This is a genomic window from Nocardiopsis sp. NPDC006198 (assembly GCF_040613895.1).
Taxonomy (GTDB): domain Bacteria; phylum Actinomycetota; class Actinomycetes; order Streptosporangiales; family Streptosporangiaceae; genus Nocardiopsis; species Nocardiopsis tropica.
The window spans coordinates 1-12966 of the sequence record NZ_JBEXSY010000106.1; the positions used below are offsets into that span (position 1 = coordinate 1).

The window sequence follows — 12966 nt, forward strand, 5'->3', positions numbered from 1 at the left end:
TCGCCCCGACGACCCCGTCCCCGGAGCCGCGGCGGGCCCTCCGGGCCGCCCGGCCGCGGGGCGGGGTGCGCCCGGCGGCCGGCACAGGGTCGGGGGTCATACCGCGCACGACTCCTGGGCGATCTCACGCACGAAGTTGTAGTCGGCGTCGATGGCCGCGGCGTCGGGGATGTCCTGGAGGTCCTCGAACAGCTCGGGGTTCTCCTCCATGACCGACACGATCGGGCCGGGCTCGAAGTAGTCGTTGATGTCGAAGTCGAAGTCGATCTCGCCCTGGTTGGCGAGCAGCTGCCCGACCGTGTCCAGCGCCAGGTAGTTGCAGGCGGAGAAGCGGGGGTCGAGCTGCGCCACGTTGTACTGCATGGCCTCCTGGGCGACCTCGGGGTCGGTGCCGGTGAGCCACTGGACGGCCGAGGAGGCGGCCTCCTCGGGGTTCTCGCGGATCCACTGGTCGGAGGCGGCCCGTGCGGCGAGGAACTCCTCGACGGCCTCGGGGTTCTCCTCCAGGAAGGTCGGCGTGGTGACGATGTAGCCGATGAAGGGGATGTAGCCGCCGCCCCTCAGGACGATCTCCGAGCCCTCGACCTGCTCGGTGATGGTGATCGGCCACGGGTCCCAGATGACGGCCGCGTCGATGCCGCCGGTCTCCAGGGCCACCGCCATGTCCGGCGGGGCGGTGTTGACGAGCTCCACGTCGTCCGTGTCGATGCGGAGGTCCTCCAGCAGCCCGAGCAGGTAGAGGTGGTTGATGGAGCCGATCGAGACGCCGATCGACTTGCCCTCCAGCGTGGACAGGTCCTCGCCGTCGATCTCGGAGCCCTCGGCCGCGACGATGGCCGCGGTCTCGTCGATGCTGCGCTGGGTGGCCGAGCCGGTGTAGTTGCCGACCAGGCTCAGCTCGGCGCCCTCCTGCGCGGCCGCGATGGCCGGGGTGCCGACCTGGATGATGTCGACGTCGCCCGCCTCCAGGGCGTTGATCGCGTCGACGCCCGTGGGGAAGGGCTCGGCGAGGGTGACGTCGAGGTCGCGCTCCTCGAAGAGGCCCCGCTCGGTGCCGATCGGCAGGCCGATCTGGTCGATCGCGGAGACGTAGCCGGCGTTGATGCTCGTCAGCGAGCCCGAGCCCGCGTCGGCGCCCTCGACGTCGTCGTCGACGGTCGAGCCCCCGGTACAGGCGGTGAGCAGAAGCACCGACGAACATGTCGCGGCGAGGGACAGCTGGGAAAGTCGAGGCATGGACTTCTTCCGATCACACAGGGTGGCACCCCCGCGAACCCCGGCTCACCCCGACCCACCAGGGGAGATCGGGGAATGGCTGTCGCCTGTCACGAACGGGGGTAGCGGAGAGTGAAAAAGGGGGAGCTCGGAAGGGGATGACGGTTCGCGCCGGTCTGAATCCCCTCCGCCGTTTCGCGTGGTTGACGCTACTATCCGCGCCACCCTGGCGTTAAGTCCTATTCCCTGATGACGGTATTCGAGAAGTGAATACTGTGTCGGATGAACGCTTCCGTGGCGAGATGACTCTGACGGTGCCTGTGGGACTCGGCTGTTCGGTGATGGTCCGCAGAACGCTGCGGGCGGCCGGGGTGAGGGGGCGCGTCGAGTCCCAGCACACGGCGACCCGCCGCTCGGGGGGCCCTTCGAGCCGCCTGATCCGGACCCCGCTGGTGTCCGCGATCGACGCCGCCAGCCAGTTCGTGACGCCGACGCCGATGCCCTCGGCGACCATCGACACGAGCGTCTGCGGCTGATTGGTGGCCTGGATCGGGTCGATCTGCAGCCCCCGCTCCTGGAACACCCGGTAGGACTCGAACTCCGAGGTCTCCGGGGCGTCGAGACGCCCGATGGACACGATGGGGTGCTCCGCGACGGCGTCGACGGGCACGGGGTCGGGCACGTCCCCGAGGGGGTGGCCCTCCGCGTGCAGGACCACGAGCGGCTCGGACCACAGGGGCAGGCTGGTGACCGAGGGGGACGTGGGCCGGGGCGACATCGGCCGCAGGTAGAGGTCGATGCCCCCGGACGCGAGGGCCTCGTCGAGTTCGAGGGTGGAGCGCTCCACGAGGACGACCTTGACGTCGGGGTCCTCGGCGATGAGGTTCTTGAGGAGGCCGGGGACGAACGCGGCACTGGCGCTCGGGTAGGAGCCGAGGGAGACGATGCCGCGCGTGCCTCCGCGCCAGGGGGCCATGGCGGACTCGGCCGCCTCCAGCGCGCGGAGCACGTTGCGGGCCTGGACGGCGAGGGCGTCACCCGCCTCCGTGAGACGGACCGGGCGCTTCTTGCGGTCGAAGAGGGGCTGGCCGATCTCGCGTTCGAGCGCGGCCACGTGCTGGCTCACGCGCGGCTGGGACCTGCGGGTGGACTCGGCCGCGGCGACGAAGCTCCCGGTGTCGATGACGGCCAGGAAGGAGACGAACCACTCCAGGCGGATGTCCGCGTCGAGCATGGACGGGTCTCACTCTCGAAGATGTTCGGACGGGCGGGGGAACCCGCCCCGGACCGGGTCGGCGGGCGTCGCGTCCGGGAGGTCCGGGCCGGGGAAAGGAACGGCGGGAAAACGGATACGTCGAGATCAGGGGCTTGAAAAAGGGGGGTGGGGGAGTTCTGGAAGGGGGGTCGGGGTGCGGGGGAAAACCGGCTCGGGGAGTTCGGGGGCCAGGGCCTCCGAGAGGTTTCGCATGGAACGGGCGTGACACACGTTATAACCACCGGAACCAGAAAGAGTTCACCGTTTCGCCACATAAGTACATAAAACGGACTCAACGGTGCCGACTATCCAGGATCCTGATCCCGGTATGCCGAAAACACACGCGGAATCCGCCGCCGGGGACCCGCGCCGGACCGTCCGCCGTCCCCCGCTCCGGGGGTCGGGCGGGGCGCCAGGATCCCCGGGGGCGGGCCGCCGCCGTGTGCGGTCGGCGCCCGGGCGGGACGGGGCGCGGGCGGGACGGCGAGGTGCGGCGGTGTCCGATCGATGGGGGGACGCGGAACTTGCTAGGTTTCCGTGTGTCCCCCGTCGGCGCCACTCCCGTCCGCCCGGCGCTCCCCGAACCGAAAGCCACCCATGCGACTGATCCCGTCCTCCCCCCTGTCGTGCCTGGGCACGGCCGCCGTCGCCGTCGTCGTCGGCGGATTCGTCCTCGTCGGCTGTGACGTGGTCGACACCGACGAGTTCGACATGGACTTCAGCTTCTTCTCCGCAGACGGCGAGGAGTCACCGGACGAGGACCCGAGCGCCGAGCCCGGCGCCGAGGAGGGGGAGGAAGAGGAGACGGAGCAGGAGGCCTCGTCCTACGGGCTCCCCGATTCCTGCGCCGCGGCCGGGGCCGCCGAGGTCGTCGGCGACCTGGCCCCGGGCCCCGTCCTCGCCGAGGACGCCGGCCCGGTGGAGGGGATCGACGGCGCCGAGCAGGTGGTGTGCTCCTTCAGCGACGGGAGCGGCACCGCGGGCGCCCCCTCCCTCACCCTGGTCTTCACGTCCGGCGCCGACCCCAGCGCCAACCCGGACGTCGTCCAGGTGCCCGGCGCCGAGGAGGAGATGAACTGGGAGGTGGACATCGACGTGGACGTGGACACCTACCACACCGACGAGTCCGACTCCCTGGGCGGCGACCTGGAGTACGTGGGGACCGTGGACGGTTCGAGCCGCAACCTGTACCTGTCCCTGCCGGGCGACCTGTACGTGACCGTGATCGCCTACGGCGAGGAGGTCCCCCGCGAGGACCTGGAGCGGATCGTCATGCAGGCCGCCGAGCGCGTCCGCGGCTGACCGCGCGCGGGGCCGGGCTCCGGACGCCGCACACACGACGAGGGGCCGTCAGCGTCGCGCTGACGGCCCCTCGCGGCTTCTGCGACCCCGGTCCAGCCCCCGCCCCCGTCCCGGACCCTCCGGGGCTCCAGGGGCTCCATGAGCCCCGGAGGCCCCGCGCCGGGGGCGGGGTCCGGCGGGTCCGGGTCTCCGCCGCGGCCCGCCGGGCCCCACCGCACCTGTCGGAGCACCGGGGGGCGGGGCCTCCGGCCGGCTAGTACTCGACCGGGACCTCCTCGAACTCGCCGAACGGCCCGGCCCGCAGGGTCAGCTCCTCCACGTCCACCGGAGGCGCCGGGAACACGGCGACCAGGTTGTAGGTGTTGCCGGGCTGGAGCATGTGGACCTCCTCGGCGAAGCTGCTGTAGCGGCCCTCGCCGAAGTCCATCTGCGCCACGTAGCGCACCAGCCCGCTCTCCGGCTCCAGCAGCTGGAAACCGCCGAGCGTGCCCTTGTTGAACTGCTCCGGGCCACCGGCCTGCACGGCCTCCTGACCGCCCAGGTCGGGGATGGTCGGCTCGTCGGTGGTGTTGGTCAGCGCGACCGTGCCGATCACGTACGCGCCGTCGCGGCGCAGGGGGTAGACCTCCAGGCGCACCCCGTCCAGCTCGCCCTCGGCCACCACGGACCCCGGGTCCGCGTCGTAGGGCGCCGGCCAGGTGACGTTGCGCTGCGCGACGCCCAGCCCGTCGTCGTCGTACTCCTCTTCCTCCGTCGCCTCGACCGTCGTGTTGAACACGTACGAGAACTCGACGCGGCGGTTGCGGGCGCGGGCCTCGTCGTCGTCGGGCCCGCCCTCGCGGGCGACCGGCTCGCGCTTGCCCCGGCCCTCGACCTCCAGGGTGAAGTCGGTGCCCAGCTCCTCGGCGAGCAGGTCGCGGACGCTCTCCGCCCGCTCGACCGAGAGGTTGTCGTTGTAGGAGTCGTCGCCGATGCCGTCGGTGTGCCCGATGACGGTGATGGCCGGCTCGTCCGGATCGACGTTCGCGGCCAGCGTGGTGGCGGCCCGGCGCACCACGTCCTCGGCGTCCGCCGTCAGGTCGGAGCGGTCGAACTCGAACATGACGTCGGAGTGCAGGGAGATGATCTCGCGGTCGCCGTCCCGCGTGGTGGAGGCGATCTCGGAGTCCACGAAGCTCTGCACCCAGCCCTCGTCCGCCACCGCGTCCTCGTCGGGGCGGCGGTTCACGAAGGTGAGGTTCTCGCCGCGGGGCGGCGGAGCGTCCAGGGTGAGGTGGTCGGGACCGTTGGGGCTCTCCGGGTCCGGCCGCTCCTCCTCCACGTCCTGGACGGGGATGCCCGTCATCGCTCCGAGGCCGCTTCCGACGAAGGTCACCTGCCGCACCTCGTCGGGGATGCGGGGGAAGTAGCGCACGTACTCGTTGGTGACGCCGTCGTGGACCGGGTACAGGCCGTCCTGGTTCGGGCTCTCCGACCCGTACTTGAGCCCCTCCCCGTCCAGGAACTGGCGGTAGACCCGGCCGCTGAGCGGGTCCACGAGGGTGTGGGCCATGCTCAGGTTGCGGTTGGGCCCGGAGAACTCGTCGGGGTAGGTCACCTCGTAGTACATGACGGTGTAGTCGTCGGTGCGCTCCAGGCCGGTGACGGCGAAGTGCATCTCCGTGTCCTGCCCGGTGTCCTGGAAGATGCGCCCCTCGCGGACGTAGGGGAACTCCTCCCTGACCGTCGGCGGCCCCGACGCGTCTCCGAACGTCTCGGACCACCAGTCGGATATGTCCGCGGTGACCGTGCAGCCGCTGAGCAGGAGACTGCCCGAGACCATCAGCGCGACCACGGTGATGGGCGTCTTCCGCGCCATGTGGGGGAACTCCGATCGTTGAGGGAGGCGTACCGGCAACATCCTCCAGCACTCGGAGGGCCGAACCGACCGCCACGTCCCCGGTTGGCGGGATACCGGCCGCTCGGAGGGGGGATGTCCGGGAATCGGGAGGGCGGGACCGGCACAGGAGCCGACAGGCGCCGTCGGGCCGCCCGGCCCCGCTCTCCTCGGCCCCGCCGCCGGAGGCCGGGACGGCGGACGGCCGGAGGTCCCCCCGCGCCTCCTGGAAACCTTCTCCCGGAAAGCTCAGAAAACTACAGCGGCTGGAGTAGACATGCCCCTTCAGTGCTGCTAGATTTCCTGTCGTAGCCACAGAGATACACGGCTGGACCACCGGATACGCCGGTGGAACGCAGGACGGCTCGACGGTGTGCACGTGCTTCAAGACACCGGGAGCCGGTAGGACAGCAGCACCGCAGTACAAGCAGTACAAGCAGTACGAGCAGTACGAGCAGCACCGCAGTACGCAGGACCGGCATCCCGCTCACCCAGGGGACGCCGTAGCAGGACGAAGAACGCGGTAGGGCTCGACCGGTGCGCTCAGCGGCACGGCGCCGGGAGCCGGTAGCACCGCAGTACCGGTGTCCCGCCCGTACCGGGGAACACCGCACAGGAGGTAACGCAGGACGGCTCGACGGTGTGCACGTGCTTCAAGACACCGGGAGCCGGTAGGACAGCAGCACCGCTGTACAAGCAGTACGAGCAGCACCGCAGTACGCAGGACCGGCATCCTGCCCGTCCAGGGGACGCCGTAGCAGGACGAAGAACGCGGTAGGGCTCGACCGGCGCGCTCAGCGGCACGGCGCCGGGAGCCGGTAGCACCGCAGTGGAAGACAGTGCACGCAGTGAGATCGAGAGGAGTAGGTGCCATCAGGACCGCCCGGCGCGGAACGTTCGCCCGGGCACCGCAAGGCCCGGTTCGGAAGAAGGTGGTCCACGGTCACACAACCGCGATCCCCGCGATCCCGTCCCAGCTCGACTTCGGGCAGCGGAAGACCGGCAGCGGCCGGTAGGTGGTATTGAACTCTCGGGCCCCAGCGCCGTTCGGCGCTGGGGCCCTCGACGTGCGTCCAGGAGGCGCCCGGCCCCGCCGTGGACGGCGACGGCTCTGGCGGTGAACCCCCGGGTGGGGGATTCTTGGTGGCATGTCCGCGAAGAGGTCCCTCCGGTCCGCCGATCCCGCCTCCGGCCCGAGCACCGCCGGGACGGGGGAGGGCACAGCGCGCGCGAGGCCGTTCCCCGGCCGGTGGACGGGGCCGGTCGTCGGCCTGCTCGTCGTCGGCGCGGCACTGGGCGCCGCACAGCTGGCCGCCGCCGCGGTCCGGTCCTCCCCGCCGGTGGTGGCGGTGGGCGACGCCGTCGTGGAACTGAGCCCCACGTGGCTGGTGGAGACGGCGATCACGCTGTTCGGGACCGCCGACAAGGCCGTACTCCTCGCGGGGATCGTGGCCGTCCTGGCGGTGTCCGGGGGCGCGCTCGGGGCGGTGGCGCTGCGCCGCCCCTCCGTCGGCTTCGCCGGGTTGGCCGCGTTCGCCGCCGCGGGGCTGGCCGCGACGTGGCTGCGCGGGGCCGACGACCCCGGTGCGGCGCTGTCCGTGGTGTGCGCCGCCCTCGCCGGGGCCGCCGCGCTCGCGGTGCTGCTGAGGAGCGCGGGCGGGACAGGGGGAGCCGCCCCGCCGGCCGGGGCGGACGGGCGCGACGCCTCCGGGAGGGGACCCGGCGGAACCGGGGATGCGGACGCGGCTCCCGGCACGGCCCCGGGCCCGGTCACCGACGCGGACACGAGAACCCCCGGGGCCGATGAGGGCCGAGGCGCCCGCCGGCCCGCAGGGGACGACGGGTCCGGCGGCCCGTCCGCGCCCGCCGGGGGAGACGGGTCGGCGCCGACCGGCGCGGGGCGGCGGTTCGTCCTCACCGCCGCCGGGGTCCTGGCCGCCTCGGGCGCGGCGGGCACGCTCGGCCTCCGGCTCCCGGCCCTCCTCGGCGGTCCCCCCGGGCTGCCCGCCCCGGCCCTGCCGGCCGCCGCCGTCCCGCTGCCCGCGCTGCCCTCCGGAACCGACCTCGGCATCCCCGGCCTGACCCCGTTCAGCACCCCCGCCGACGAGTTCTACCGCATCGACACCGCCCTCGCCGTCCCCCGGCTCGACGCCTCCCGGTGGGTGCTGAGGGTCCACGGAAGGGTGGAGCGGCCGTTCGAGATCGACATGGAAGAACTCCTCGGCCTGCCCCTCGTCGAGGCCGACATCACCCTGTCCTGCGTGTCCAACCCGGTCGGCGGCGACCTCGTCGGCAACACCCGCTGGCTCGGGTACCCCCTCGCGGACCTCCTGCGCCGCGCCGGCGTCCGCGCCGGTGCCGACCAGATCCTCAGCACCTCCCACGACGGGTGGACCTGCGGCACGCCCACCGAGACCGTCATGGACGGGCGCGACGCCCTCCTCGCCGTCGGCATGGGCGGCCGTCCGCTCACTCACGAGCACGGGTTCCCGGCGCGCATGGTCGTGCCCGGCCTCTTCGGCTACGTGAGCGCCACCAAGTGGGTCACCGACATCGAGCTCACCCGGTTCGCCGACAGGCAGGCCTACTGGTCCGACCGCGGGTGGGCGGAGCGGGGACCGGTCAAGACCATGTCGCGGGTGGACGTTCCCGGCGACTTCACGCGAACCGCCGCCGGGGACGTCGTCCTGGCCGGTGTGGCCTGGTCGCAGCACACCGGGATCGACGCCGTCGAGGTCCGCGTGGACGACGGCGAGTGGTGGCCGGCCGAACTGGCCCGGACGCCGGGCGCCGACACCTGGGTCCAGTGGGTCGCGGAGACGCGGGTCGGCCCGGGGATGCACGCGGTGGAGGTGCGCGCCACCGACTCCTCCGGGTACACCCAGTCCTCCGACGAGGTGGAGACGATCCCGGACGGGGCCGAGGGGCGGCACCGCATCCGCTTCACCGCGGAGTAGCCCCAGCTCAGGACCCTCCTCGAAAAACCTCGGAAAAAAGTTCCCGGCCGACCCATCCGCCCGGCCTCCGGGTCCGAATACCCCATGTGACCACCGAGACACGCGGGACGAGAAACCCGCCACGCGACAGGCGACGGACCGTCGTCGGGACGGTCGTGGGGCTCCTCTCGGTCGGCGCCTCACTGGGCGCCGCCGAGCTGGCCTCCGCGCTGGCCCGGACCGCGCCACCGGTGATCGCTGTCGGCGACGCCGTCGTCGACAACACACCGCCGGCCCTGATGGAGCTGGCGATCTCGCTGTTCGGAACAGCCGACAAAGTCGTACTGCTCTCCGGAATCGCGGTCGTCCTCCTCGGTGTCGGGGCCGTGCTCGGCGTCGTGGCGCTCCGGCGCCCGGCAGCCGGGTACGCAGGGCTGGCGGTGTTCGCGGCGGCGGGGATCGCCGCCGTGCTCCTGCGCCGCGCCGACGAGCCGGGGGCCGCGATCCCCGTACTCGTCGGCGCGGTGGCAGGGGCCTCGGCCCTCGCCCTTCTCCTCCGGAGCGCGCGCGGGTACCTCCGCCCGGCGGCGGAGGCCGCGGCCGGGGCGGACGGGCCGACAGGCGCAGACCCGCAGGCGCCGGCGGACGCGCAGGACGTCCCGGACGCGCAGGGCTCGCAGGACGCCCCTGCCCCGGGGGCCCCGCAGGACGCCCCGGACGCACACGGCACCGGGGGTGCGCAGACGGCGCACGCTCCCGAGCCGGGACCCGCCCAGGGGCCCGGGAGGCGCGGCTTCGTCCTGACCGCGGCGGGGGTCCTGGCCGCCTCCGGGACGGCCGGCGCCCTGGGCCGCCTGCTGCCGTCCGCCCTCGGCGGCACGGGCGGGCGGTCCGCGATCGCCCTCCCCGCCGCCGCCGAACCGCTCGCCCCGCTGCCCTCCGGAACCGACCTCGGTGTGCCGGGCCTGTCGCCCTTCAGCACCCCCGCGGAGGACTTCTACCGGATCGACACCGCCCTCACCGTCCCGCGGGTGGACGCCTCCCGATGGACCCTGCGTGTGCACGGCATGGTCGACCGGCCGTTCGAGATCGACATGGAAGAACTCCTCGGTCTGCCCCTCGTCGAGGCCGACATCACCCTGACCTGCGTGTCCAACCAGGTCGGCGGGGACCTCGCGGGCAACACCCGCTGGCTCGGCCACCCCCTCGCGGACCTCCTGCGCCGCGCCGGAGTCCACGCGGACGCCGACCAGATCCTCAGCACCTCCCACGACGGGTGGACCTGCGGCACCCCCACGGAGGTCGTCATGGACGGACGCGACGCCCTCCTCGCCGTCGGCATGGGCGGCGAGGCCCTGACCCCCGTCCACGGGTATCCGGCCCGCATGGTCGTCCCCGGCCTGTACGGGTTCGTCAGCGCCACCAAGTGGGTCACCGACATCGAGCTCACCCGGTTCGCCGACGAGCAGGCCTACTGGGCACAGCGCGGCTGGGCCGTGCGGGCGCCGATCAAGACCATGTCGCGGGTGGACGTGCCCGCCCCCCTGGGGCGCGTCGGCTCCGGGGAGGTCGTCCTCGCCGGGGTGGCCTGGGCCCAGCACCGGGGGGTCGACGCCGTCGAGGTCCGCGTGGACGACGGCGCGTGGCAGACCGCCGAGCTGGCCCGGGTTCCGGGCATCGACACCTGGGTCCAGTGGGTCGCGGAGACCGTCGTCGACCCCGGGCAGCACACCGTCGAGGTCCGCGCCACCGACTCCGCCGGCCGCACCCAGCCCCCGGAGCGGGTCGACCCGGTCCCGAACGGCGCCACCGGGTGGCACCGAGTCCGTTTCACCGCCGAGTGACCACGCTTCCGCTGCCCCCGGGCAGCGGTTCGAGACAACCGAAGTTCACCCAGTTGAAGGAGAGAACCATGATCCGCAAGAACGCTCTCACTGCCACCGCAGCCGCCGCCGTCCTCGCCTTCGGCCTGTCGGCCTGCGGCGGGATGGAAGGGGACACGGAGGCCGAGACCCCGGCCGCGGGCGGCGCCGAGGAGAGCCCCGCCACGGAGGAGAACGAGGGCTCCGGCGGGATGCAGGAGGCCGGGGAGAACTTCGGCCCCGGCTGTGCCGACGTGCCGGCGGACGGCGACGGCAGCTTCGAGGGCATGGCCCAGGACCCGGTCGCGACGGCCGCGTCCAACAACCCGCTGCTGTCCACCCTCGTGACCGCCGTGGGCGAGGCCGACCTCGTCGACACCCTGAACTCGGCCGAGGACATCACCGTCTTCGCGCCCAGCAACGACGCCTTCGAGAAGATCCCGCAGGAGGACCTGGACGCCCTCCTGGCCGACCAGGAGCAGCTCACCGAGGTCCTGACCTACCACGTGGTCGAGGGACGCCACGCGCCCGCCGACCTGGAGGAGGGCACGTTCACGTCGCTCCAGGGCGGGGACGTCATGACCGCCGGGTCCGGCGAGGACTACACGGTCGACGACGACTCCGCCGTGGTCTGCGGCAACGTCCAGACCTCGAACGCGACCGTCTACATCGTCGACACCGTGCTCATGCCCTCCTAGGGGGTGCTCTCCGGATGCCTTCGCCGGTGCCGGCGAATCCGACACCGGCGCGGGCGGCCGACCGGGCGGTCTCCCGCAAGACGATCTGCGAGGTCCAGACTGGTCGTGCTCCACGGGCGCGGAGGCGCCGCGCGAGGAGGCCCGGTGGACGCGAGGGCGGAATGATCCGGAAAACACGACCCAGGCTCCGAGCACGACGCACCCGGGCGGCCCGCGCGATGACGCCGGGCCGTCCGGGCCCGTGCGTCACACGGCCACCGGGCAGGAGCCGTAGGAGCACGACCGCGTACCGACCAGGAACGAGGAGCGGATGAACGAGGAAGCCACGGCGCCCCGTGGTCCCCGCCGCGTGGAGGGGGCGGCGGCCCCCGCCCCGTCCGACCAGGGGCTCACGCGGCTGCTCCGCGAGGTGGCCCGTGGCGACGAGGGCGCGTTCGGCGAGGTGTACGACCTGGTCAGTCCGGCCGTCTACGGTCTGGTGCGACGGGTCCTGAGGGACCCGGCCCAGTCCGAGGAGGTCGCGCAGGAGGTCATGGTGGAGGTGTGGCGCACCGCGTGCCGCTACGACGAGCGTCGGGGGAGCCCTCGCGCGTGGGTGATGACGCTCGCCCACCGGAGGGCCGTGGACCGGGTGCGGTCCGAGCAGGCGGCCACGGACCGGGAGGCGCGCGCGGTGGCGGCCGACACGCACCGCCCCTACGACGAGGTGGCCGAGGAGGCCACCGACCGCCTCGAACGGGAGCGGGTGCGCCGGTGCCTGGACACCCTGACCGAGCTCCAGAGCCAGTCCGTGCGCCTGGCCTACTACGGCGGGTACACCTATCGTGAGGTCGCCCGTCTGCTGTCCACGCCGTTGGGCACCGTGAAGACGCGGATGCGCGACGGGCTGATCCGGCTGCGCGACTGCCTGGGGGTGGAGTGGTGAGCAGGAGACTGGGCCAGGACCTGCACACGCTCTCGGGCGCCTATGCCCTCGGCGCGCTGTCGCCGGGGGAGAGCGTCCGGTTCGAGGACCACCTGGCCGACTGCGACTCGTGCGTGCAGGAGGTGCGGGGCTTCGCCGAGACGACGGCCCTGCTGGGTTCCGCCGCGGCGCTCACGCCCCCGGCGGAGCTGCGCCGGCTCGTGCTGGAGGAGGTGGCGAGGACCCGCCAGCTCGCGCCGCCGCCCGAGCCACTGCCCGAGCCCCGCCGCAATCGGTGGAACTGGGGCACGGGGCTGGTACTCGCGGCGTGCCTGGTGCTCGTGGTCGCCCTGGGAGCGGTGGCCGTCGACCAGATCCGCGAGGTGGAGCGCCTGCGCCAGAACGAGCGGCAGATCGCCGCCGTGCTGTCGGACCCGGGCGCCGACCACACCACGGCCGAGCCCATGGAGGGCGTGTCCGTGACCGTCGTGCACTCGGAGGCCGGCGGGCAGCTGGTGTTCAGCGCGCACGGGCTGGAGCGGCTGGAGGACGAGGACTACCAGCTCTGGCTGACCCGCCCCGACGGCACCGTCTCGTCGGCGGGGGTCCTGTCGGTGGACGAGGCCGGGTTCGTGCTGCCGGTGCTGGCGACCCCGGAGGACGAGGACACCGACGGCGTGGCGGTCACGGTCGAGCCGGAGGGCGGCTCCGAACAGCCGACCTCGGACCCGCTGATGGCGATGCCCTTCGAGGGCTGACCCGGGGCCGGACGAGTCCAGGGGACTGTTCCGGTGGGCGGCCGGCGGGCGCGCGAAGGGATCGGACGGGGCTCCCGCGGGGGCGGGGCCCCGTCGGGCCCCGCCGTCCTCCGGTCGTGCCCGGGCCCCGGGGCCCGGGGACCGCGGGGCCGGGGGCGGG

At 73.1% G+C, this 12966-nt stretch carries 9 protein-coding genes; 6 read left to right on the plus strand and 3 right to left on the minus strand.

The features are described from left to right. Positions 1-96 precede the first annotated feature (96 nt). Both ABZ234_RS33055 and ABZ234_RS33060 read right to left on the minus strand, forming a co-directional pair. Entirely contained in the window at positions 97-1236 is a 1140-nt protein-coding gene (locus ABZ234_RS33055) for an ABC transporter substrate-binding protein (RefSeq protein WP_267947526.1), read from the minus strand. A 211-nt stretch (positions 1237-1447) separates the two neighbouring features. Further along, positions 1448-2449: a LysR family transcriptional regulator gene (locus ABZ234_RS33060; RefSeq protein WP_267947525.1), complete on the minus strand. Its 1002-nt coding sequence runs from the start codon at positions 2447-2449 to the stop codon at positions 1448-1450. Positions 2450-3067: 618 nt separating this feature from the next. Here ABZ234_RS33060 and ABZ234_RS33065 point away from each other — a divergent pair. Next, positions 3068-3772 (plus strand): hypothetical protein, encoded by a 705-nt coding sequence (locus tag ABZ234_RS33065; protein ID WP_267947524.1) that lies wholly within the window; start codon positions 3068-3070, stop codon positions 3770-3772. Positions 3773-4025: 253 nt separating this feature from the next. On the opposite strand, the gene ABZ234_RS33070 is transcribed toward ABZ234_RS33065, so the two are convergent. Further along, on the minus strand, positions 4026-5630 hold the full coding sequence (locus ABZ234_RS33070) for an OmpA family protein (RefSeq protein WP_355014666.1): 1605 nt from the start codon (positions 5628-5630) through the stop codon (positions 4026-4028). 1166 nt (positions 5631-6796) lie between these two features. On the opposite strand from ABZ234_RS33070, the gene ABZ234_RS33075 reads away from it, so the two are divergent. From ABZ234_RS33075 to ABZ234_RS33095, 5 genes are all read left to right on the plus strand, one after another. After that, complete coding sequence (locus ABZ234_RS33075) at positions 6797-8605, plus strand: molybdopterin-dependent oxidoreductase (RefSeq protein WP_355014667.1); 1809 nt, start codon at positions 6797-6799, stop codon at positions 8603-8605. A 77-nt stretch (positions 8606-8682) separates the two neighbouring features. Beyond that, the gene (locus ABZ234_RS33080; protein WP_355014670.1) at positions 8683-10428 is read left to right on the plus strand and encodes a molybdopterin-dependent oxidoreductase; all 1746 of its coding nucleotides are present in this window, start codon (positions 8683-8685) and stop codon (positions 10426-10428) included. Between the two features lie 68 nt (positions 10429-10496). Further along, complete coding sequence (locus ABZ234_RS33085; RefSeq protein WP_355014668.1) at positions 10497-11144, plus strand: fasciclin domain-containing protein; 648 nt, start codon at positions 10497-10499, stop codon at positions 11142-11144. 310 nt (positions 11145-11454) lie between these two features. Further along, complete coding sequence (gene sigK, locus ABZ234_RS33090) at positions 11455-12069, plus strand: ECF RNA polymerase sigma factor SigK (protein WP_267947520.1); 615 nt, start codon at positions 11455-11457, stop codon at positions 12067-12069. Next, a complete protein-coding gene (locus ABZ234_RS33095; RefSeq protein ID WP_355014669.1) occupies positions 12066-12806 on the plus strand; it encodes an anti-sigma factor in 741 nt (246 codons plus the stop codon). Before sigK ends, ABZ234_RS33095 begins: the two co-directional genes overlap by 4 nt. Positions 12807-12966 lie beyond the last annotated feature (160 nt).